This is a genomic window from Nocardioides stalactiti (assembly GCF_014180715.1).
Lineage (GTDB): Bacteria > Actinomycetota > Actinomycetes > Propionibacteriales > Nocardioidaceae > Nocardioides > Nocardioides stalactiti.
The window spans coordinates 1-22,002 of the sequence record NZ_JACEFC010000078.1 but is presented as its reverse complement, the minus strand read 5'-3'; the positions used below and the strand labels follow the sequence as shown (position 1 = coordinate 22,002).

18 protein-coding genes are annotated in these 22,002 nt (G+C 72.2%); 16 read left to right on the top strand and 2 right to left on the bottom strand.

Features of this window, described 5'->3' with window-relative positions; genetic code table 11:
- From recC to H0487_RS15195, 7 genes are all read left to right on the top strand, one after another.
- Positions 1–2,767 (top strand): exodeoxyribonuclease V subunit gamma (gene recC, locus H0487_RS15225; protein ID WP_183095081.1); only part of this gene is annotated, 2,767 nt, incomplete at its 5' end.
- The gene (locus tag H0487_RS15220) at positions 2,764–6,105 is read left to right on the top strand and encodes a UvrD-helicase domain-containing protein (RefSeq protein WP_312855963.1); all 3,342 of its coding nucleotides are present in this window, start codon (positions 2,764–2,766) and stop codon (positions 6,103–6,105) included. The genes recC and H0487_RS15220, both read left to right, overlap by 4 nt.
- A complete protein-coding gene (gene recD, locus H0487_RS15215; protein WP_183095080.1) occupies positions 6,102–7,847 on the top strand; it encodes an exodeoxyribonuclease V subunit alpha in 1,746 nt (581 codons plus the stop codon). Before H0487_RS15220 ends, recD begins: the two co-directional genes overlap by 4 nt.
- 58 nt (positions 7,848–7,905) lie before the next feature.
- On the top strand, positions 7,906–8,517 hold the full coding sequence (locus H0487_RS15210; protein WP_183095079.1) for an ACT domain-containing protein: 612 nt from the start codon (positions 7,906–7,908) through the stop codon (positions 8,515–8,517).
- 69 nt (positions 8,518–8,586) lie between these two features.
- Positions 8,587–9,039 carry a nitroreductase family deazaflavin-dependent oxidoreductase gene (locus tag H0487_RS15205; protein WP_183095078.1) on the top strand — a complete coding sequence of 151 codons (453 nt, stop codon included), beginning with the start codon at positions 8,587–8,589 and terminating at the stop codon, positions 9,037–9,039.
- Positions 9,040–9,069: 30 nt separating this feature from the next.
- Positions 9,070–10,020, top strand: coding sequence for a 1,4-dihydroxy-2-naphthoyl-CoA synthase (locus tag H0487_RS15200; RefSeq protein ID WP_183095077.1), 951 nt, complete (start codon positions 9,070–9,072; stop codon positions 10,018–10,020).
- 114 nt (positions 10,021–10,134) lie between these two features.
- The gene (locus tag H0487_RS15195) at positions 10,135–10,710 is read left to right on the top strand and encodes a DUF5994 family protein (RefSeq protein WP_183095076.1); all 576 of its coding nucleotides are present in this window, start codon (positions 10,135–10,137) and stop codon (positions 10,708–10,710) included.
- Positions 10,711–10,736: 26 nt separating this feature from the next.
- Here the strand turns inward: H0487_RS15195 and H0487_RS15190 are convergent, their stop codons facing one another.
- Entirely contained in the window at positions 10,737–11,114 is a 378-nt protein-coding gene (locus tag H0487_RS15190) for a hypothetical protein (RefSeq protein ID WP_183095075.1), read from the bottom strand.
- An 84-nt stretch (positions 11,115–11,198) separates the two neighbouring features.
- Here H0487_RS15190 and H0487_RS15185 point away from each other — a divergent pair, with 84 nt between their 5' ends.
- The 3 genes from H0487_RS15185 to H0487_RS15175 are packed head-to-tail and all read left to right on the top strand — an operon-like array spanning position 11,199 to position 14,026.
- Positions 11,199–12,296: a serine hydrolase domain-containing protein gene (locus tag H0487_RS15185; protein WP_220793448.1), complete on the top strand. Its 1,098-nt coding sequence runs from the start codon at positions 11,199–11,201 to the stop codon at positions 12,294–12,296.
- A gap of 57 nt (positions 12,297–12,353) precedes the next feature.
- Positions 12,354–13,043 carry an NAD-dependent deacylase gene (locus H0487_RS15180; RefSeq protein WP_183095074.1) on the top strand — a complete coding sequence of 230 codons (690 nt, stop codon included), beginning with the start codon at positions 12,354–12,356 and terminating at the stop codon, positions 13,041–13,043.
- Positions 13,040–14,026, top strand: a complete 987-nt coding sequence (locus H0487_RS15175; protein ID WP_220793447.1) for an asparaginase — start codon at positions 13,040–13,042, stop codon at positions 14,024–14,026. Before H0487_RS15180 ends, H0487_RS15175 begins: the two co-directional genes overlap by 4 nt.
- A 91-nt stretch (positions 14,027–14,117) precedes the next feature.
- Here the strand turns inward: H0487_RS15175 and H0487_RS15170 are convergent, their stop codons facing one another.
- Positions 14,118–14,879 (bottom strand): TetR/AcrR family transcriptional regulator, encoded by a 762-nt coding sequence (locus H0487_RS15170; RefSeq protein ID WP_183095072.1) that lies wholly within the window; start codon positions 14,877–14,879, stop codon positions 14,118–14,120.
- Between the two features lie 143 nt (positions 14,880–15,022).
- On the opposite strand from H0487_RS15170, the gene H0487_RS15165 reads away from it, so the two are divergent.
- From H0487_RS15165 to H0487_RS15140, 6 genes are all read left to right on the top strand, one after another.
- Positions 15,023–17,182: an MMPL family transporter gene (locus H0487_RS15165; RefSeq protein WP_183095071.1), complete on the top strand. Its 2,160-nt coding sequence runs from the start codon at positions 15,023–15,025 to the stop codon at positions 17,180–17,182.
- A 75-nt stretch (positions 17,183–17,257) separates the two neighbouring features.
- Positions 17,258–18,706, top strand: a complete 1,449-nt coding sequence (locus H0487_RS15160; protein WP_312855962.1) for an MDR family MFS transporter — start codon at positions 17,258–17,260, stop codon at positions 18,704–18,706.
- Positions 18,707–18,716: 10 nt separating this feature from the next.
- The gene (locus H0487_RS15155) at positions 18,717–19,862 is read left to right on the top strand and encodes an acyl-CoA dehydrogenase family protein (RefSeq protein ID WP_183095069.1); all 1,146 of its coding nucleotides are present in this window, start codon (positions 18,717–18,719) and stop codon (positions 19,860–19,862) included.
- 177 nt (positions 19,863–20,039) lie between these two features.
- Positions 20,040–20,768 (top strand): VIT1/CCC1 transporter family protein, encoded by a 729-nt coding sequence (locus H0487_RS15150; RefSeq protein WP_183095068.1) that lies wholly within the window; start codon positions 20,040–20,042, stop codon positions 20,766–20,768.
- Entirely contained in the window at positions 20,768–21,355 is a 588-nt protein-coding gene (thpR, locus tag H0487_RS15145) for an RNA 2',3'-cyclic phosphodiesterase (RefSeq protein WP_183095067.1), read from the top strand. Before H0487_RS15150 ends, thpR begins: the two co-directional genes overlap by 1 nt.
- A 4-nt stretch (positions 21,356–21,359) precedes the next feature.
- Positions 21,360–21,965: a trimeric intracellular cation channel family protein gene (locus H0487_RS15140; protein WP_183095066.1), complete on the top strand. Its 606-nt coding sequence runs from the start codon at positions 21,360–21,362 to the stop codon at positions 21,963–21,965.
- Positions 21,966–22,002 lie beyond the last annotated feature (37 nt).

The window sequence follows — 22,002 nt, the reverse complement described above, 5'->3', positions numbered from 1 at the left end:
CGCCCTCGACGTGCCCGACCCGGTGCAGCGGCAGGCAGCCGCGATCGAGCGTCTCCGCGCCGATGCCGGGTCGGTCGACCTGCCGGCCCGGGTCAACCTGTTCGGGCACACCCGGCTCGCGGCCGCCGACCTCGCCCTGCTCGACGCGCTCGCCGCCGGCCGTGAGGTGCACCTGTGGCTGCCGCACCCGTCGGCAGCGCTCTGGTCACGGCTCAGCGGCCTCCGCGGCGTCGTGCCGCGGGAGGCGGACCGCTCCCACGCGCAGGTCGGCCACCCGCTGCTCGCGACCCTCGGCCGCGACACCCGCGAGCTGCAGCGGACTTTGAGCGCAGTGTCGTACGACGACCGACCCTCGCCCGCGGAGCCGGCGACGCCGGACACCCTCCTCGGCTGGCTGCAGGCCGACCTCCGGGCCAACGCCCCGGGCCGGTCCGACACCAGGTCCCTCCGGCCGGACGACCGGTCCGTCCAACTGCACGCCTGCCACGGGCCCGCCCGTCAGGTCGAGGTCCTGCGCGAGGTGCTGCTCGGGCTGCTCGCCGACGACCCCGCGCTCGAGCCGCGCGACGTGCTGGTGATGTGCCCGGACATCGAGAGCTATGCCCCCTTGCTGTCGGCGGCCTTCGGCCTGGCCGACGTGGTCGGCCCCGACGGTCATCCCGCCCACCGGCTCCGGGTGAGCCTGGCCGACCGCGCGCTCGACCAGACCAACCCGCTGCTCGCGGTCGTCGCCCGGCTGCTCGACCTCGCCGGCGGCCGGGTGGGTGTCGGCGATGTCCTCGACCTGGCGCACGCCGAGCCGGTACGCCGCCGCTTCGGCCTGCGCGACGCCGACCTCGACCTGCTCGCGACGTGGCTCCAGCAGGCCGGCGTCAAGTGGGGGTTCGACGGAGCCCACCGTGCCGACTTCGGCCTCGCCGGCTTCCCCGACAACACCTGGCGCGCGGGCCTGGACCGGCTGCTCACCGGGGTGGCGCTGTCGGACGACAGCGACCTCCTGCTCGGCGGCACCCTGCCGCTCGACGACGTCGGCAGCGGTGACGTCGACCTGATCGGTCGGCTCACCGAGCTGGTGTCCCGACTGGAGGCGGTCACCGACCGACTCGTCGGCACCCACCCGCTCGACCACTGGCTGGAGGCGATCGAGGACGGCGTGGGCGCGCTGACCTCGGTCCGGCCCAGCGACTCCTGGCAACTCGGTCAGGTGCAGCGCGAGCTCGACGGCCTGCGCTCCAGCGCGGGCGCGGACGTGGAGCTCCGTCTGCCGGACGTGCGCGCGATGTTCTCCGACCGTCTCGCCGGCCGCCCCACCCGTGCCAACTTCCGCACCGGCGTGCTGACCGTCTCGACCCTGGTCCCGATGCGGTCGGTGCCCCACCGGGTCGTGTGTCTCCTCGGCCTCGACGACGGCGTCTTCCCGCGGGTCGGCGTCACCGACGGCGACGACCTGCTGGCCCGGCGGCCGCTGACCGGCGAGCGCGACGCGCGCAGCGAGGACCGGCAGCTGCTGCTCGACGCCGTGCTCGCCGCGACCGACACGCTCGTGATCACCTACACCGGCGCCAACGAGTTCACCGGGCAGGCTCGTTCGCCCGCGGTACCGGTGGGCGAGCTGCTCGATGCTCTCGACCTGACCGCGTCCGACCCGGACGGCCCGGTCCGCGAGCGGATCACCGTCGCGCACCCGCTCCAGCCGTTCGACCGGCGCAACCTCGTCGCTGACGCGCTGGTGCCCGGTCGGCCCTTCGCGTTCGACCGGTTCGCCCTCGCCGGCGCCCGCGCCGTCGAGCGGGAGCGCCACGAGCCGCCGCCGTTCCTTCCCGACGCGTTGTCGCCCGCTGCCCCGGCCGACGTCGCCCTCGACGACCTGGTCGACTTCTTCGGGGGGCCGGTCAAGGGGTTCCTCAAGCAGCGGCTCGGCATCGCCCTGCCCCGCGAGGACGAACCTGTCGACGACCGGATCCCGATCACCCTCAGTGCCCTGGAGGAGTGGCCCGTCGGCGATCGGATCCTCCGCGACCTGATGCGCGGGCACCACCCCGACAGCGCCCTCGAGCGCGAGCGACGCCGCGGCGTCGTACCGCCGGGAGAGCTGGGTGGGCGGATCCTCCACAAGATCGTCGGCCGTGCCGTGCCCCTGGCGAAGGAGGCGCTCGCGGCCACCGCCTCGTCGCCCCGCGCGGTCGACGTCGACGTCGACCTCGGCGACGGTCGGCGCCTGCGCGGCACCGTGCCCGAGCTGTACGGCGACCTGCTCGTGCGGGTCAGCTACTCCAAGCTCGGCCCGAAGCACCGGCTGCACTCGTGGGTCAAGCTGCTCGCCCTGACCGCGAGCGACGCGGACCGGCCCTGGCGGAGCCTGGCGATCGGCCGACCGGAGGGGTGGGGCCGCAGCGAGGTCGAGGTGTCCCGGTTGGCGCCGCTCGACCACCGGGCCGTCGGGTGGCTGCGCGACCTGGTCGCGATCCGGGACGAGGGTCTGGCAGCGCCGCTCCCGCTGCCGCTCAAGACCTCGTTGCAGTACGCCCGCAACCGCCGGACGCACATGGAGCCCGACGTGGCGTTCGGCAAGGCGCGCTTCCTGTGGCGCAAGGACGGGAGGTACGACGGCGAGGTCGCCGACGCCGAGCACGTCGTGGTCTGGGGCGATCGGGCCCCGCTGCCGGGCGAGGACCGACGGACGGAGGGGCCGGAGACGACCCGCTTCGGGTCGCTCGCGATGCGGGTGTGGGCACCCCTGCTCGAGAGCGAGGTGGGGAGCTGGTGAGCGCCACGAGCACCACGGACCTGCAGCCCTTCGACCTGACCGGCCCGCTGCCGTCGGGCACGACGTTGCTGGAGGCGAGTGCCGGCACGGGCAAGACGTTCACCGTCGGCGCCCTGGTGACCCGCTACGTCGCGGAGGGGGTGGCGACGCTCGACGAGATGCTCGTCATCACCTTCAGCCGGGCGGCGACCCAGGAGCTGCGGGCGCGGGTCCGGGAGCAGCTGACGAGCGCCGAGCGCGCGGTCTCACGCCAGCTGGCGACCGGAGACGCCGACGCCGACAACGACCTCCTCCGGCACCTCCTCGACGTCGGCCCGGCCGACCTCGCCGTGCGCCAGGAGCGGCTGCGCGACGCGCTCGCCGCCTTCGACAGCGCGACGATCGCCACCACCCACCAGTTCTGCCACGTCGTGCTGAGGTCGCTCGGCGTGGCCAGCGAGAGCGACACGACGGCGAGCCTCGTCGAGTCCCTCGACGAGCTCGTGCTCGAGGTCGTCGACGACCTCTACCTCGCCGACAACGGCCACCGGTCCGACGCGCCGCCGTTCGACCGTGCCACCGCGGCCGCGATCGCTCGCGACGCGATCATGCACCAGAACGTCGACCTCGCCGCGGCCGACCCGAGCCACCCGGGCGCCGCCGCCCGCACCGACTTCGCCCAGCGGGTCCGCGCCGAGGTCGAGCGCCGCAAGCAGCGGCTGGGCATCCAGTCCTACGACGACCTGCTCGGCCGCCTCGCGCACGCCCTCGAGGACGACGCCGCGCCGGCACGGGCCCGGATGCGCAGCCGTTGGCGGATCGTGCTGGTCGACGAGTTCCAAGACACCGACCCGGTGCAGTGGCAGGTCCTCGAGCGGGCCTTCCACGGCTACGCGACGCTGATCCTGATCGGCGACCCGAAGCAGGCCATCTACGGGTTCCGCGGTGGCGACGTCGACACCTACCTCGCGGCGGCGGCCCGGGCCGGCAGCCGGTTCACCCTGGCGACCAACCGCCGGTCCGACGCTGCGTTGGTCGACCGGCTCAACGCGTCGATCGGCAACGCCGGTCTCGGCAGCAGCGAGATCGTGGTGCACCCGGTCGAGGCGTTCCACCAGGAGTCCCGACTCGCCGGGGCCCCGTCCCCGGCTCCCTTCCGACTGCGGCGCCTGCCCCGCGGCGACCTCAAGCTGACCGACGGCAAGGTGTCGTGGTGGCCGGCCCGCGACCGGATCGCCGACGACCTGGCTGCCGACGTGGCCGGGCTGCTCGGCAGCGGCGCGACCTGGGCCGGGGAGCAGCTCCAGGCCCACCAGGTCGCCGTCCTCGTCTCGGACCGCACCCAGGGTGAGCGGGTGCAGACGGCTCTCCAGCGGTGCCGGGTCCCGGTGGTGCTCAACGGTGGGGGCGACATCTTCCTGACCCCGGCGGCCGACGACTGGATCGCGCTGCTCAAGGCGCTCGGCGCACCGCACCGTTCGCCGCTGGTGCGGGCGGCCGGCCTCACCTGCTTCTTCGGCCACGACGCAGCGGCTCTCGTCGGCGGCGGGGACGCCCTCACCGGCGAGATCGCCGACGAGCTCCGTGACGCGGCCCTCCTGGTCCGCAGCCGCGGCGTGGCCGCGATGGTGGAGGCGCTCGAGGAACGCGGCCTCAGCGACCGGATCCTCAGCCACCGCGGCGGCGAGCGGCTGCTGACCGACGTACGTCACCTCGGCCAGCTCCTCCACGACCGCGCGGTCCGCGACCGGCTCGGTCTCACCGCGCTGCTCGAGTGGTTCCGCGACGAGCGGCTGCGCACGGCCGCAGGGGAGCGGCCGCGTCGGCTCGACTCCGACGCCAAGGCCGTGCAGATCGTGACGATCCACGGCAGCAAGGGGCTGGAGTACCCGGTCGTCTACCTCCCTTACGCCTTCAACTTCTACGAGCGACCCGCGTCCACCGCGCTCTTCCACGACCGCTCCGACCCCACGGCCCTGCGTCGGGTGCTCGACGTCGGAGGCGCCGGCCGGCAGTGGTCCTTCAGTCGCCAGGCGCACCAGGCGGAGGAGGGCGGCGAGGACCTGCGCAAGCTCTATGTCGCGCTCACCCGGGCCCAGTCCCAGGTCGTGGCCTGGTGGGCGCCGGCCGACGGCTGCGAGCGGGGTGCGCTCCACCGGATGATCTTCGGTCGTCGCCCCGGCGACCGGGTCGTGCTCGACCAGGCGCCCGTGCAGTCCGACGAGCGCGCCGCCGAGATCCTGCACCTGATCGAGACCGAGTTCGGGGGGCCCGTCGCGGAGGTCGCTTCGGCGGGCGGGGCCCGGCTCGACCCGGCTCCCCCCGACGACCGGCCGCTCGGCGCGCGAGTGTTCGAGCGGGTCGTCGACACCGAGTGGCGCCGGACGTCGTACTCCGGGCTGATCCGGGTCGAGGAGCAGGTCATCGCGACCAGCGAACCGGAGACGCGGGCCAAGGACGACGAGCCCGATGAGGGCGATCCCGAGGAGCAGGGTCGCGGCGAGGCCTGGATCGAGGAGGCCGCCGATCTCGCGTCGCCGATGTCGGACCTGCCTGCAGGAGCGGGCTTCGGGTCGCTGGTCCACGCTGTGCTCGAGCACGCCGACCCCGAGGCGCCCGACCTGCGGGCCGAGCTGCACACCCGCGTCGCCGAGCAGCTGCGCTGGTGGCCGGCCGACACCTCGCCGGACGCGCTCGCCGACGCCCTGCTGCCGATGAACGCCACGTCGCTCGGGCCGCTCGCCGACGGGCTGACCCTCGCCGCGATCCCGTTGCGGGACCGGCTCCGCGAGCTCGACTTCGAGATCCCGCTCGCCGGGGGCGACCTGAGCGGCCTGCCCGCCGTTGCCGACGTACGACTCCGCGACCTCGCGCCGCTCCTCCGGGCCCACCTCGCCGCGGCCGACCCGTTGGTCGCCTACGCCGACAAGCTCGAGGTGCCGCCGCTCGCCGAGCAGACGCTCCGCGGCTACCTCTCCGGCAGCATCGACGTCGTGCTCCGGCTGCCATCGGGTCGGTTCGTGGTCGTGGACTACAAGACCAACCGGCTCGGCGAGGTGGGTCGGCCGGTGACCGCTGCCGACTATGCGCCGCCCCTGCTGGCGGAGGCGATGCTGCACTCGCACTACCCGCTCCAGGCCCTGCTCTACTCCGTGGTCGTCCACCGCTACCTGCGCTGGCGGCTCCCCGGATACGACCCGGAGACCCACCTCGGCGGGGTCCTCTACCTCTACGTGCGAGGCATGTGCGGCCCCGACACCCCCGAGGTCGACGGCGTCCCGTGCGGGGTGTTCAGCTGGCGCCCTGCGGCAGCACTGGTGGTCGCCCTCTCCGACCTGCTCGACGGAGGTGAGCGATGACCGAGGTGTTCGAGGTCGAGGACCTGCACGACCACCGGATCGCTGCCGGGGCCACCGGTCTGCTCGCGACGTTCAACCGGGCCGGGCTGCTCACCGCGGCCGACGTCCACGCCGCGGCCCGGATCTGCGCGCTCGCCGGTGAGGAGGACGAGCAGGTGGCCCTCGCCGTGGCGGTGACGGTCCGCGCCGCGCGCCATGGCTCGGTCTGCGTCGACCTCGCCGAGCTCGCCACCGGTGACGGGGCAGCGGACCTGCCCTGGCCCGACCGCGACGGCTGGCAGCGGGCGATCGAGGGCAGCCCGCTGACCGGGGCGGGAGTGCTCCGGCGCGAGGGCGCGCTGCTCTATCTCGACCGGTTCTGGCGCGAGGAGGGGCAGGTGCGCGACGACCTCCTCGGCCGGCTCGGTGCGCCCGCGCCCGTCGTCGACGAGGCCGCCCTGACCGCGACGGCCGACCGGCTCTTCCCCGAGGGGTACGACGAGCAGCGCGCCGCCGCCCTGGCCGCGGCCCGCCAGTGGACGACCGTCCTCACCGGCGGACCCGGCACCGGCAAGACCACGACGGTCGCCGGCCTGCTGGCGCTGCTCGCCGAGCAGTCCGAGGCGCCGCTGCGGATCGCCCTGACCGCGCCGACCGGCAAGGCGTCCGCACGCCTGCAGCAGGCCGTCGAGGAGTCGCAGGCCGAGAGCCGCTTCGATGCTGCCGACCGCGACCGGCTCCGCGGCATCAGCGCGTCGACCCTGCACCGGCTGCTCGGGTGGACCCCGGGGTCGCGCAACCGGTTCCGCCACCATCGCCGCAACAAGCTGCCCCACGACGTGGTGGTGGTCGACGAGACGTCGATGGTGTCGCTCACCATGATGGCCCGGCTGCTCGAGGCCGTGCGCCCGGACGCCCGGCTGGTCCTCGTCGGCGACGCCGACCAGCTCGCCAGCGTCGAGGCCGGTGCGGTCCTCGCCGACCTGGTGCAGGGCCTCACCAGCCGCGCGCCCGAGGCCGTGACGGGCCTGCGCACCACCCACCGGTTCGGGGAGAGCATCGGTGCCCTCGCCGGTGCGCTGCGCGTGGGTGACCCCGATCGGGTGCTCGCGCTGCTGACCGAGGGTGACGACCGGATCGAGCTGCTCGACCCCGTCGAGCACGCCGACGGCCTCCGCGCCCGGCTGCTGGAGCACGCGCTCGCCGTACGGGCGGCGGCGCTGGCGGGCGATGCGGAGGCTGCGCTCGCGGCGATGGATGCGCACCGGCTGTTGTGCGCCCACCGCGACGGTCCTCACGGCGTCGCCCACTGGAACCGGCTGACCGAGCGACTGATGGCCGACCAGGACCCCTCCGTCTGGCAGGAGTGGTACGCCGGCCGACCGATCCTCGTCACCGCCAACGACTACGGGCTCGGGCTGTTCAACGGAGACACCGGCGTCGTGGTCCGGGAGGGTGACCGGTTGCGCGGCGTCGTCGCGGGGGTCGGCACCCACCTGCGGCTCGCGACGGCGCGACTCGGGGCGGTCGAGACGCTGCACGCGATGACGATCCACAAGAGCCAGGGCAGCCAGGTGTCCGAGGTGACCCTGCTGCTGCCGCCGGCCGACTCGCCGCTGCTCACCCGAGAGCTGTTCTACACGGCGGTCACCCGGGCCAAGGACCGCGTGCACGTGGTCGGGACCCCGGAGTCGGTCGTCGCCGCGGTGGAGCGCCGCGCCCAGCGGGCGAGCGGGCTCGCGCACCGCTTGGCCGACGGCTGAGGTCTCACCCCGCCGCCCGGAAACGATCCGGCAACCTGGGACGGTTAGCCTCACGGGTATGCCGTTCCTCCTTCGCGTCGAGCTGCCCGACATCCCCGGGTCGTTGGGCAGGGTGGCGACGGCGATCGGTATGGCCGGCGGCGACATCGAGGCGATCGAGATCGTCGAGAAGCGCGACGACGGCACGGCGCTCGACGACGTCCTGCTCGAGACCGTCGAGGGCACCATGCCCGACTCGATCGTGTCGGCCTGCAACGCGCTCGAGGGCGTGCAGGTGGTGTGGATCAGCCGCTACCCGGCGGGCGGCAACCTGGTGCTCGACCTCGAGGCGGTCGAGGAGCTCACGGTCGACCCGGACGGCGCCCTCGACCGGCTGGTCGACCTGCTGCCGCGGACGTTCCGTGCCGACTGGGGCGCGCGCGTGCACCGGGCGAAGGGTGTCGTCCACGGCACCAGCGCGGCGCCGGACGACCTGGAGTTCGTGGACCTCGAGGTGGCCAGCCGCCTGGACCCGCCCACCGAGGACGACGTGACGCTCTATGCGGCGGCGCGGCTCGACGGCAACGAGATCGTCGTGATCGGTCGCCGCGGCGGCCCCGAGTTCGTCGACTCCGAGCTCGCGCGGCTCGGTCACCTGTCCGCGCTCGCGGTCACCATCGCCGCCACCTGACCGGGACTGCCCGGAGCTGCTCGGGAGTGCCCGGGAATGCCGGTCGGCCTGGCGGGCATTGAGCCAGGTATGACTGAACTTCTCGACGGCGAGTACGAGCCGAGCCCCGCGCAGTGGGTGCGCGACCAGGTGGAGACCTACGAAGCCAGCGGCGGGCGCGAGGCCAATGTCCTGCGCGACAACCCCGACTGGCCGATCGTGGTGATCACCTCGCGCGGCGCGAAGTCGGGCAAGCTGCGCAAGAACCCGGTGATGCGCGTGGAGAAGGACGGCGTCTACGTCGCGATCGCGTCCAAGGGCGGTGCTCCCGAGGACCCGGCGTGGGTGGCCAACTTCGAGGCAGATCCGGTCGTCCAGCTCCAGGACGGTCCCGAGCCCGCGCTCTACCGCGCGCGCCGGGCGGAGGGGGCCGAGCGCCGGGAGTACTGGGACCACGCCGTCGCCACCTGGAGCACCTACGCGTCGTACCAGGAGAAGACGGACCGGGAGATCCCCGTCTTCCTGCTGGAGCCCGTCGCCTGAGGTCCTCGACGTCTCGATAGCCTCGCAGCCATGAGTGCGATCGAAGGCGTGTCGGAGACGTTCGACCCGGAGGCGTGGGACGAGGTCCCCGGTTTCTCGGACCTGACGGACCTCACCTATCACCGAGCGAAGGCGCACGGCACCGTCCGGATCGCGTTCGACCGCCCCGACGTCCTCAACGCGTTCCGGCCGCACACGGTCGACGAGCTGCTCCGCACGTTGGAGCACGCGCGCACCTCGGCCGACGTGGGTTGCGTGATCCTCACCGGCAACGGACCGTCGCCCAAGAACGGCAAGCGGAGCTTCTGCACCGGTGGCGACCAGCGGATCCGCGGCAAGGCGGGCTACCAGTACGAGGAGCAGGGGGCGACGTACGCCGCCGGCGCGACCGGCGCGTCCGAGCCCAGCGCGATCGACAAGGCCAAGCTCGCGCGCCTCCACATCCTGGAGTGCCAGCGGTTGATCCGCTTCATGCCGAAGATCGTCCTCTGCGTGGTGCCGGGATGGGCGGCCGGCGGCGGCCACTCGCTGCACGTCGTCTCCGACCTGACGCTCGCCAGCGCCGAGCACGCCCGCTTCAAGCAGACCGACGCCGACGTGGGCTCCTTCGACGGCGGCTACGGCTCGGCGTACCTGGCCCGTCAGGTCGGCCAGAAGTACGCGCGGGAGATCTTCTTCCTCGCCGAGGAGTACGACGCCGCCGATGGCATGCGGATGGGCACCGTCAACCGCGCCGTCCCCCACGCCGACCTCGAGAAGGTCGCCCTGGAGTGGGGTCGCATCATCAACGGCAAGAGCCCCACCGCGATGCGGATGCTGAAGTACGCCTTCAACCTCCCCGACGACGGCCTGGTCGGCCAACAGCTCTTCGCCGGCGAGACCACCCGCCTGGCCTACATGACCGACGAGGCCCAGGAGGGCCGCGACCAGTTCCTGGAGAAGCGCGACCCCGACTGGTCACCGTATCCCTGGTACTACTGATCGCCCGCTCGTCCGCAGTCGGAGGGCAGTAGGGGCCGAGGAGTAGTGTCGAGGGTGACCGGTCACCTCGACGCCTCCGCTCGGAGTCCGCGGGCCGGTCGAGAGGTGGCCGTCATGACGACGCCAGGCACACCCGTCCTTCCCCTTCCCGATCTCTCGGAGCAGGGGCTCCCCTCACCGCTCGCCGACCGGGTCCCGCTCCGCCTCCGGATGGGCCGCACGATGGGGGCCGATCGGCTCGACGGCGGCTGGTGGCCCCAGAGCCGCGACCTCGCGGTGGAGCTTGCCGACCTCGTGGACAACCTGCCGCCCGAGTTCGGTCGCATCGTGCGTGCACTGTTCTCGCCGCCCGACTGGGATCCCGCTCCGCGGCGGATTCCTGTGCGGCGCGGCTACGTCAAGGTCGGCTCCTTCCCGGCGGACGACACCCACCTCATCGAGCTGAAGACCTCCGACCGCACCGTGCTGCACGTGCTCGTCGTGCCGCCGGGGTTCACCCCCGCCCAGGGGGAGGAGGCGCTGCTGGCTGCTGCGACGGCGGGCAACACCCATGCCGCCGGTGACCTGCTCGACGTCGCCTCGGAGCATCCGGACGTCGATCCCGACGACCACTGGCAGGACGACGGTGGCTCCTACTGGGGCGAGGGACGCACCGCTCCGTCGTTCCGGTCGCCGGCTGACGGAGGCTGAGCCGCGACCGCCAGCACCGGTTCCGGTCAGCAGGCCTGGACCAGCCGGTGCCGGTGGTCGACGACCATGATGAACCCGGCGGACAGCGCGCCGGACTGCTCCAGGGCGGCGCACAGGTCGCCGGCGTGCTCGGTCGTCGTACCGGGCGAGGTGACGACCAGCAGCCAGCCGGCGTCGTTCTGGGTGACGGCGAGGACCTGACGCGCCAGCGCGGGGTCGACCCGGGCAGGGTCGGTGAGGACCTCCGCGGCTCGCGCGGGTGGACCTGCGCCGTCCTCGGAGGGAGCGTCGGCGTTCGACGCGGGGGTGCGCGCGGCGATGATGAGCCACCCGCCGAGGACGAAGAGGACGAGGACGACGAACGGTGGGACGAGTGTCCGTACCCGGTCAGCAAGGGTGATCACACCTAGTGGACGTGTGCGGAGCCGTGGTCCTTACGCCGGTCCGACGAACTTTTTCTCCTCACCCTCCCGTGATCTACTGACAGGGTGCGAAGGGTCAGCGTCGTCCTCGCGGCACTTGCGCTGACGGCGACGGTCGGTAGCGCTGGGGCGGCCGCCCGCACGGAGTCGACCCAGCGTGGGGAGATCGACCGCTACCTCGACCGGGCGGTCCCCGACGGTGCGAGCGGGACGCTCGTCGCGGTGCGCGGTCGGGAGGTCATCTGCCGGGGCTTCGGGATCGTCGACCGGGAGGCCGGCACGGCTGCCGACTGCGACACGGTCTATGACATCGGCTCGGTGACCAAGCAGTTCACCGCGGCTGCGATCGTGAAGCTCCAGATGATGGGGAGGCTCGACGTCGACGACCGGCTGGGACGTTGGGTCGGGCGGTCCGTCCCCGCGGACAAGCGCCCGATCACCGCCCGGCCCCTCCTCACCCACACCTCCGGGCTGGTCGGCTCGCTCGGGGCGGACGACGAGCCGCTGACGCGCCGGCAGCTGATCGAGCAGGCCCTGGCGTCGCCGTTGCGCTCGCGCCCCGGCGCGACGTACCACTACTCGAACGTCGGTTACAGCCTGCTCGCGGTCGTCGTGGAGCGCGCGTCGGGCATGTCGTACGAGCAGTTCCTCGCTGAGCACCTCTTCGCTCCCGCTGGGATGCGGAGCACCGGTTACGTCCTCCCCGACTGGGAGTCCCGGTCCGTCGCGGTCGAGTACGACGCCCGTGGCCGGTCCCACGGCCGGCCGATCGACCAGCCCTGGGCAGCCGACGGTCCGTTCTGGAACCTGCACGGCAACGGCGGGATCCTCTCCTCAGCCCGTGACCTGGTGCGCTGGCACCACGCGCTCATCGGCGACCGCGTCCTCGACCGGCCCGCCAAGCGTGCGCTCTTCCGGCCGCGGGTCCTCGAAGAGCCGGGTGGTGACACGCGCTACGGCTACGGCTGGGTCCTCATCGACACCGTCGTCGGTCGGGTCGCCTGGCACAACGGAGGCAACGGCCGGTCCTACGCCGAGCTGAGCCGCCTCCTCGGGCAGCGCACCATGGTCTTCTGGGCCACGAGCCAGGTGCGCAGCCGCGACGAGTGGAACCTGGCCCGGGTGCCGCTGACCTCCGAGGTGCTCCGACGCCTCGTCCGCTGACGGTGCGGGCCACGCCCAGAATCACCTTCGGTCGCCGGATTCCGTAGAGTCGCGGCCGTGAAGGTCGTCGTGCTGACGGGGGCGGGCATCTCCGCCGAGAGCGGGGTCCCGACGTTCCGCGACGCCGACGGGCTCTGGGAGGGTCACCGGGTCGAGGACGTGGCGACGCCCGAGGGGTTCCTGGCGGACCCCGAGCTGGTGCTGCGCTTCTACGACGAGCGCCGGGCGGCGCTCGCCCACGTCGGCCCGAACCCGGCGCACGTCGGGCTGGCCGCGCTGGAGCGGGTCCTCGGTGACGACCTGATGCTGGTCACCCAGAACATCGACGACCTGCACGAGCGGGCCGGCTCCCACCGCGTCGTCCACATGCACGGCGAGCTGCTGTCGTCGCTGTGCGTGCGCTGCGGTCGTCGTACGCCGTTCCAGGGAGACATGCTCGGCGCGCCGCCGTGCGGGTCCTGCGGCAAGGGCGACCTGCGGCCTGACGTGGTCTGGTTCGGGGAGATCCCCTACCACATGGACGAGATCGTCGACGCCCTCGTGGAGTGCGACCTCTTCGTCTCGATCGGGACGTCCGGCGCGGTCTATCCCGCGGCGGGCTTCGTCCAGCAGGCGCGGGCGTACGGCGCCCGGACGCTCGAGCTCAACCTGGTGGCCAGCGAGGGCACCCACTTCTTCCACGAGGCCCGGCACGGCCGTGCGGGTGACCTGGTGCCGAGATGGGTCGACGAGCTGGTCAACCCGTGAGCCGGCGGGTCGTCGTCCTCGGCACCGGCGGCACCATCGCGAGCCGTCGCGACGAGCGCGGGGCTGCGGCTCCCACCGACGCGGTCGCCGCGCTGCTGACCGGGCTCGACCTCGGCGACGTCGAGGTCGTCGCCCGTGACCTCCTCGCCAAGGACAGCTCGGCGCTCACTCCCGCCGACCAGGCGCTCATCGTGCGCGAGGTCCAGGTCGCGCTCGGGGACCCGACGGTCGTCGGCGTCGTCGTCACCCACGGCACCGACACCGCCGAGGAGACGGCCTACCTCCTGGACCTGGTCCACCGCGACGAGCGGCCGGTGGTGCTCACCGGTGCGCAGCGTCCGGCCGACGCACCCGACGCCGATGGCCCCGGCAACCTCACCGACGCGCTCCGCGTCGCCTCGGACCCGGCTGCTCGCGGTCTCGGTGTCCTCGTCGTCTTCGACGGCTTCGTGCTCGCCGCGCGCGGCACCCGCAAGGTGCACACCCACGAGGTGACCGCGTTCGCCCAACCCGACAGCGGGCCGCTCGGCCGGGTCGAGGGCGGGCGGCTCGTGGTCGATGGCCAGCCCGCGCACCGGGAGCACCCGCCGGTCGACCTCGCCGGCCTCGCGTCGATCCGGGTCGACATCGCCGCGGTCTATCCCGGCGTCGACGGCACGGCCCTGGCGGCGTTCGCCGCGGCCGGCGCCCGCGGTGTCGTCCTGGTCGCGACCGGCGCGGGCAACGCCAACCCCGCGATCGTCCGCGCCGTCGAGGACCTGACGCGGGCGGGGGTGGTCGTCGGCCTCACGACCCGCGTCGACGCCGGCCCGGTCTTCGCCGGCTACGGAGGTGGGGGCGGCGGCGCAGACCTCATCGACGCAGGTGCCGTCCCGCTCGGCACGCTCCGCGCGGGCCAGGGGCGGATCCTGCTCCTCGCGCTGCTGGCGTCGTACGACGACGCGGCAGCGGTGCGCGCGGCGGTGCCCACCTTCGTCGGCTGACCGCGAGCGCGACATCTCGGGCCCGCAAGGTGGGCATCTCGGGCCCACAAGGTGGGCAACTCGGGCCCGCAAGGTGGGCAGATCGTGGGGGTCAGCCGCGGGCGATCTCGGCGTCGAGCAGCGCGACGAGCCGGGCCTTGTCGTCGCCCACGAGGCCGAGCGGCTCGAGCCAGTCGACCATCGTCGCCTTGAAGAGGGCGGCGCTCTGGATGATCCGCGGGTCGCAGTGGCCGGTGGACTCCAGCGTCACGACGCCGTAGAGGGCCGACCAGGACCGCATGTAGACCCAGAGCAGCCCCCGGTCGGCGGTCGCGATGTGCTCGGCCTTGGCGGGGATGAGCGGGTTGAGCACCGCGTCGCGCACGATCGGGTCGAGGTCGTCGAGCGCGGGGAACGGGAAGCCGGTGCGCTCCCAGATCTGGTAGAGCAGGTCGGTGAAGTAGTGGCCGGACGTCGACAGCGTGAGCAGCTCGCGGCGGTCGGAGTCCTCGCTGATGATGGGGTTGGCGAAGACCAGCGCGAACTCACGCGGCTTGCTGAGGGCCCAGCGCCGGAACGCCACGCACGCGGCGCACAGCTGGGCGGCCGGGTCGTCGGCGGGATACCTCGAGGCCGCCTCGATGAAGCCCTGGGTGGCGGCCTTGTCGAGCTCGAACGCGACCAGGTCGACCAGCTCCTGGTAGTTCGCGACGTAGCGGTAGAGGGCCGGCGCCGTCATGCCCATCCGGGCCGCGACCGCCCGCAGCGACAGCTCGGCTCCGTCGGTCAGCAGCTCGGTGGCGACGCGCACGATCTCGTCGTACGTCGCCTCGCGCTGCCGTTCGCGGCGGGTCGGCTGGTGCAGTGCGGGCACGCTGCTCCTCGGGTCCGGAGATGAGATCGGGGCCACACGCTGGGGCCCCGGATCGGGCTTGACGCGGCAAGTTTACACCGTTTACCGTTAACAGCGTTAACCAGAATGACAAGTGGTCACTGGGTGTCGCGAGAGGGCTTTCGATGATCGAGCGTTGGGGCGGCGTGGTCGTACGCCGAGCAGTGGTCGTGCTGCTGGTGGGACTGGGCCTCACGGCTGCCGCGATGTTCGCCGGGGTCGGTCTGGAGGACAAGCTCTCGGGCGGCGGGTTCGACGACCCGTCGGCGGAGTCCTCGAAGGAGCTGGCGAAGGAGCAGGAGACCTTCGGCAACAAGTCGATCGACGTGATCGCCATCTTCACCAGCGACGACGAGGTGGCCACCGATGCTGCCTTCCAGGCCGAGGTCGAAGGCGCGATGGCCGCGCTGCCCGCGGACCGGGTCACGTCGTACGCGACGTTCTACGACACCGCGGACCCCGCGATGGTCAGCACCGACCAGCACGCGACCGCGGTCTACATCTCCCTCGCCGGCGAGGACCAGAACGATTACCAGGACTCCTACCGCGCCATCCGGCCGCTGCTCCTCGAGTCCGAGCTGGACGTCGACTTCGCCGGGCCGTACGCCGTCTACTCCGACGTCAACGAGCACACCAAGGACGACCTGCTGATGGCGGAGATCGTCTCCATGCCGTTCGTCCTCCTGCTGTCACTGATCATCTTCCGCAGCGTCACCGCCGCGCTGCTCCCGCTCCTCGTCGGTGCGGTCACCGTGCTCGGCGCTCGGGCAGCCATCGCCGGCCTCAACGAGATCACCGAGGTCTCGATCTTCGCGCCCAACATCATCACGCTGATCGGGCTCGGGTTGTCCATCGACTACGCGCTCTTCATGGTGTCGCGCTTCCGCGAGGAGATCGCGCTCCACCCGGACGACACCCGGCGCGCCCTGCTGCGCACCATGGCCACCGCCGGGCGCACCGTGATGTTCTCCGCGCTGACGGTCGCTGCCGCCATGAGCTCGCTGCTCGTCTTCCCCCAGGCCTTCCTCAAGTCCATCGGGTACGGCGGCATCGCCGCCGTCGTCGTCGCGATGATCGCCGCGCTCACGGTGCTGCCGGCCGCGATGATGCTGCTCGGCAAGCGGGTCGACTCGCTCAAGATCCCGTTCCTCAACCGCAGCTCCGCGGTCGACTCCGAGCACGGCGCGTGGTCGCGCCTGGCTCACGGCGTGATGCGCCGCCCGATCCTCGTCGCCGCGGGCGTCATCGTCGTGCTGCTCGCCGTCGCCTCCCCGTTCCTCGGGGTGAAGTGGGGCAGCGTGGACTACCGCGTGCTCCCGCCCGACGCCGATGCCCACCAGGCAGCGGAGCGCCTCAACGAAGAGTTCGGCTCCGAGCGGTCGACCGCCAACGTGCTGCTCGAGGGCGCTGACGACGCGGAGGTGGCGTCCTACTCCGCAGCGTTGGGCGAGGTGCCCGGCATCGTCGACGTCCGCCCCGTCGAGAGCGCGGGCGACGTCACGCTGTTGCGGGCCGCGTGGGAGGGCAACAGCCAGAGCGAGGCCAGCCAGGACCTGGTCCGCGACCTGCGGGACGTGCCGGACCCCGACGGCGCGACCGCCCTGGTCGGTGGGCTCACGGCGGACACCGTCGACCTCGCCGCCTCGGTGAAGTCGAACCTGCCGTGGATGGGACTGATCGTCATCGCGGTCATGCTCGGCCTGCTGTTCCTGGCGTTCGGGTCGCTGGTGCTGCCGATCAAGGCCGTCGCGATGAACTTCTTCTCGATCACCGCCTCGTTCGGCGTCGTGACCTGGATCTTCAGCGACGGCCACCTCGAGAACCTGCTCGGCTTCGAGAGCTCCGGCTTCCTCGACCTCACCAACCCGATCGTCATGCTGGCGGTGCTGTTCGGGCTCTCGATGGACTACGAGGTCTTCCTCCTCAGCCGGGTCCGCGAGCAGTGGGACGCCACCGGTGACAACGACGTCGCGGTCGCGACGGGCCTGCAGAAGACCGGTCGGATCATCACCAGCGCGGCGCTGCTGCTCGCCGTCGTCATCGGCGCCTTCAGTCTCAGCGGCGTGGTGTTCATGAAGATGATGGGCATCGGCATGCTCATCGCACTGCTCGTCGACGCGACGATCGTCCGGGCGCTCCTCGTGCCCGCGACCATGAAGCTGCTCGGGCGGTGGAACTGGTGGGCGCCGGCCCCGATGGCGCGGTGGTGGGACAAGTACGGCTTCCGCGAGGAGGGCCGTCCCGACGCCGGCGCGGAGGAGAAGCCCGTCCCGGCAGGGGTCTGATCCACGGGAATGCCGGAGCGGAGGTCGCGGTTGCGCCCTGGTGTGACCTCGACCTCTGCTCCCACCCGCGCCTCGGTGGGGCTGCGGAGCGAGCGGGGACCGGTCCTCGGGTCGGTGATGATCTCGGTGGCCCTCATCGCGATGGACGCCACGATCCTCGCGACCGCGGTCCCGGCGATCGTGCGGGACCTGGGCGGGTTCACGCAGTTCCCGTGGATGTTCTCCGCCTACCTGCTGACCCAGGCGATCACCACGCCGATCAACGGCAAGCTCGCGGACGTCTTCGGTCGTAAGCCACTGATGCTCTTCGGCATCCTGACGTTCGTCGTCGGCTCGGTGCTGTGTGCGCTCTCCTGGAGCATGGGCGCCCTCATCGCCTTCCGGGCCGTCCAGGGCCTCGGTGCCGGCGCCATCCAGCCGGCCGCCGTCACGATCATGGGCGACCTCTACTCGATGGCCGAGCGGGCGGTCGCCCAGGGCTACATCGCCAGCGTGTGGGCGATGTCAGCCGTCGTCGGCCCGGCGCTCGGAGGCCTGTTCTCCGACCACCTGTCGTGGCGCTGGATCTTCTGGATCAACCTCCCGCTCGGCCTGCTGGCCGCCGTCGTGCTGTGGGTCCGCTTCGACGAGGCTCCGGCACCGCACGAGCGCCGTCCCATCGACGGCAAGGGCGCGTTCCTGGTCGCCTCAGCCTCGGCACTGCTGCTGCTCGGGCTGCTCGAGGGCGGCATCCGCTGGCCGTGGTGGTCCTGGCAGAGCGCCGTCGCCCTCGGCGGTGCGACGCTGCTGACCGTCCTGTTCGTCCGGGTCGAGCTGCGGGCGGCCGACCCGGTGCTGCCGGGGTGGCTGTTCCGCCACCGCGTCCTCAACGCGGCGATGGTCGCCGGCTTCGTCGCGGGCGTGGTGATGCTCGGCGTGACGTCGTACGTCCCGGTCTATGCGCAGCAGGTCCTCGGCGCGGGCGCGACGATGGCAGGGTTCGCGGTCGCCGCCCTCGCCATCGGCTGGCCGTTCGCCGCCAGCACGTCCGGGAGGATCTACCTGCGATGGGGCTTCAAGGCCTGCCTGTTCCTCGGCAGCGGGTTCGCGGCCCTCGGTGCCGTCATCCTCGCCCTGGTCGGGCCGGACAGCCCGCTCTGGCTGCTCGCCAGTGCCTGCCTCGTCCTCGGGCTCGGGTTGGGGTACGTCGTGAGCCCGAGCATCGTGGCGATGCAGTCCGCCGTGGAGTTCCGCCAGCGGGGTGTGGCCACCGGTGCCAACATGTTCGCGCGGTCGATCGGGAGCGCCGTCGGCGTCGCGTCGCTGGGAGCGATCGCCAACGCGGTGGTCGCGAACCGGCTCGGGGGATCCGAGGCGGCAGGGTCCGTCGACCTGGAGGACCTGCCCGTCACCGTGCTCGATCCTGCGCTGCAGGCCGTGTTCCTCGCAGTCGCCCTGTGTGCGCTGCTCCTTGTGGGAGCTGCACTACTCATGCCGTCACATGTTGTGCAGGAGGACAATTCCGCGGAGGCTACCAGCGAGTAGTATCGGCGGCATGAAGCGTGACATCTACAACGAGGACCACGAGTCGTTCCGTGAGTCCGCCGCCACCTGGATCGAGCGCTCGGTCACGCCGAACGCTGAGAAGTACATCCAGGAGAAGTCCCTGCCGCGTGAGTTCTGGCTCGAGGCCGGCAACCAGGGGATGCTCGGTCTGGCCATCCCGGAGGAGTACGGCGGCGCCGGCGCCGACGACTTCCGGTTCAACGCGGTCCTGACCGAGGAGATGGCCAAGGTCGGTGCCTGGATGCCGACCTGCGTGGGCATCCACGCCGACATCACCGCGCCCTACATCGTCGAGCTCGGCACCGAGGAGCAGAAGCAGCGCTGGCTCCCGGGCGTGGCCTCCGGCGAGATCCTGCTCGGCATCGGGATGACCGAGCCGTCCGGCGGCTCCGACCTCGCCGCGCTGCGGACCACCGCGGTCCGCGACGGCGACTCCTGGGTCATCAACGGCTCCAAGACGTTCATCACCAACGGCTACTCCGGCGACCTGATCATCACCGCCGCCCGCACCGACCCGGAGAAGGGCCCGAAGGGCATCACCCTCTTCGCGCTCGAAGCGACCATGGAGGGCTTCAGCCGCGGCCGCAAGCTCGACAAGGTGGGCATGGAGGAGTCCGACACCTCCGAGCTGTTCTTCGAGAACGTGCGGGTGACCGACGCCGAGATCGTCGGCGAGCTCAACATGGGCTTCATCCACATGATGCAGAAGCTCCCGCAGGAGCGGATCGCGTGCGCCATCGCCAACACGCACCACGCGAAGCAGATCCTCGCCGAGACGATCCAGTACGCCAAGGACCGGCAGGCGTTCGGCCAGTCCATCGGTCGCTTCCAGCACATCAAGTTCCTGCTGGCCGAGCTGGTCACCCAGGTCGAGGTGTGCGAGGCCTACATGGACAAGTGCGTCGCCGCCCACGCCGACGGCCAGCTCACCGCGGTCGAGGCGGCCAAGGCCAAGTGGTGGTCCTCGCAGATGCAGAACGAGGTCATCGACCACTGCGTCCAGATCCACGGCGGCTACGGCTTCATGAACGAGTACCGCGTGGCCCGCGCCTGGCGCGACGCCCGCGTCACGAAGATCTGGGCCGGCTCCAACGAGATCATGAAGGAGCTCATCGGCCGCGAGCTCGGCTTCTGAGCCACCGCATGCTGTAACTCAGCGTTCCGTCCGCTCCCTCGGTGCTATGACCAGTCACGGCACCGAGGGAGCGGTCATTTCGCCGAGGTGGTGCTGGACGCCGCGCGGTGAGCCGCCTCTCCGCGTGGCGAACGGCCCAGCGCGGGCTTCGGAGCCTCTGCGGGTGAGAATGGCGGCATGAGCGAAGCGTCATCGATCGACATCGGCGGACACGAGGACGAGCCGCACGAGTCGGCGTTCAACGACCGGCTGAACTGGCTCCGGGCGGGCGTGCTCGGGGCGAACGACGGGATCGTGTCGGTGGCCGGTGTCGTGCTCGGCGTCGCCGGCGCGACGACCGATCGGTCCGCGATCCTGGTGGCCGGGGTCGCTGCGCTCGTCGCCGGCGCCCTCAGCATGGCGGCTGGCGAGTACGTCTCGGTCGGCACCCAGCGGGACTCCGAGGAGGCCTTGCTGGACAAGGAGCGGCGCGAGCTGCGGGAGGATCCCGAGGACGAGCTCGCCGAGCTCGCCGGCCTCTACGCCGACAAGGGCCTCGACGACGACCTCGCGCTCGAGGTCGCCAAGCAGCTGACGGCCAAGGACGCGCTGGCCGCGCACGCCGAGGTCGAGCTCGGCATCGACCCCGACGACCTCACCAATCCCTGGAACGCGGCGTTCGCCTCGATGGGTGCGTTCACCGTCGGCGCGCTCCTGCCGCTGCTGACGATCCTCCTCGTCAGCGAGGAGCTGCGGGTCTGGGCCACGGTGGCGGCCGTGACCGCCGCGCTGGCACTGACCGGCTGGTTGAGCGCCTACTTCGGTTATGGGTCGACCACCAAGGCGGTCGCCCGCAACGTGGGCGGCGGCCTCGTCGCGATGCTCGTGACCTACGTCGTCGGAACGGCGCTGGGGACCCAGGTCTGATGGGCACCCGACTCTTCGCCGCGATCGTCCCGCCGGCCGACGCGGTCGAGCACCTCGACGCGTTCCTCGAGCCGCGACGCGACGCGACCGCCGACGACTCCAGCATGCGCTGGACGAGCGCCGAGCAGTTCCACGTCACGCTGGCCTTCATGGCCGACGTCGCCGACCACCTCGTCGACGACTACGTCGACCGGCTGGCGGACGGGATGGCGCGCACTCCGATCCCGGTGCTGCGTCTCGCCGGGCCGGTCGTGTTCCCGAACGCGGCCGAGACCCGGGCACTCGCGGTCGGGGTGGTGCCCGAGTCCGAGGGTGCCGACGTCGTCCTCGAGCGCCTGGCCGGTCGTGCCCGCAACGCCGCCGTCACGGTCGGCACCGAGGTCGACGGCCAGCGCTTCCGCCCGCACCTCACGATCGCCCGGTTCCGGCAGCGCGTCGACACCACCGACCTGGTGCGGGTGCTGGAGACCTACACCGGCCCGGATTGGCCGGTCATCGAGGCCGTCGTCATCGCCTCCCACCTCGGCGAGGGCCCCCGCGGGCGTCCCCGCTACGAGGTGCTCGCCGAGATCCCCCTGGGCCAGTAGCCCGATGCTGCTCCTCACCCTCGACCTGCTCGGCATCGCGGTCTTCGCGGTGTCCGGTGCCCTGGTCGCCGTCCGCCAGCGGCTCGACATCGTCGGGGTGCTCGTCCTGGCGACGGTCACCGGGCTCGGCGGTGGCTGGATCCGGGACGTGCTCATCGGCGAGGCGCCGCCGGCCTCGCTGGAGGACTGGCGCTACCTGCTCGTCCCGGTCGCCGGCGGGCTGCTCGCGTTCTGGTTCCACCCTGCGCTGGCGCGGATGGACCGGCTGATCAACGTGTTCGACGCGTTCGGCCTCGGCCTGTTCGCGGTCGCCGGTGCCCTCAAGGCCGCCGAGCACGGCCTCGGGCCGGTCCCGGCCGCCCTGCTCGGCATGGTCACCTGCATCGGCGGCGGTCTGATCCGCGACGTCCTCGCCGGGCAGGTCCCCGTGGTGCTCCGCAGCGGCGAGCTCTACGCGATCCCCGCCATCGCGGGGTCGGCGATCGCCGCTGTCGGCTTCGAGTACGACATCCCGACCGCGCTGGTCGCCCTCCCGGCGGCGGCGCTCACCATCACGTGGCGGCTGCTCGCGATCTGGCGCGGCTGGACCGCGCCGCTGCCACGCCCCTGAAAAGCATCGCGGTCGTCCGAACCAGGGTGACCTACAG

Bases quoted from the DNA above. Each gene is read 5' to 3' on its own strand.
- recD (WP_183095080.1), top strand. From the start codon at position 6,102: ATGACCGAGGTGTTCGAGGTCGAGGACCTGCACGACCACCGGATCGCT.
- H0487_RS15210 (WP_183095079.1), top strand. From the start codon at position 7,906: ATGCCGTTCCTCCTTCGCGTCGAGCTGCCCGACATCCCCGGGTCGTTG.
- H0487_RS15205 (WP_183095078.1), top strand. From the start codon at position 8,587: ATGACTGAACTTCTCGACGGCGAGTACGAGCCGAGCCCCGCGCAGTGG.
- H0487_RS15200 (WP_183095077.1), top strand. From the start codon at position 9,070: ATGAGTGCGATCGAAGGCGTGTCGGAGACGTTCGACCCGGAGGCGTGG.
- H0487_RS15195 (WP_183095076.1), top strand. From the start codon at position 10,135: ATGACGACGCCAGGCACACCCGTCCTTCCCCTTCCCGATCTCTCGGAG.
- H0487_RS15165 (WP_183095071.1), top strand. From the start codon at position 15,023: ATGATCGAGCGTTGGGGCGGCGTGGTCGTACGCCGAGCAGTGGTCGTG.
- H0487_RS15155 (WP_183095069.1), top strand. From the start codon at position 18,717: ATGAAGCGTGACATCTACAACGAGGACCACGAGTCGTTCCGTGAGTCC.
- H0487_RS15150 (WP_183095068.1), top strand. From the start codon at position 20,040: ATGAGCGAAGCGTCATCGATCGACATCGGCGGACACGAGGACGAGCCG.
- thpR (WP_183095067.1), top strand. From the start codon at position 20,768: ATGGGCACCCGACTCTTCGCCGCGATCGTCCCGCCGGCCGACGCGGTC.
- H0487_RS15140 (WP_183095066.1), top strand. From the start codon at position 21,360: ATGCTGCTCCTCACCCTCGACCTGCTCGGCATCGCGGTCTTCGCGGTG.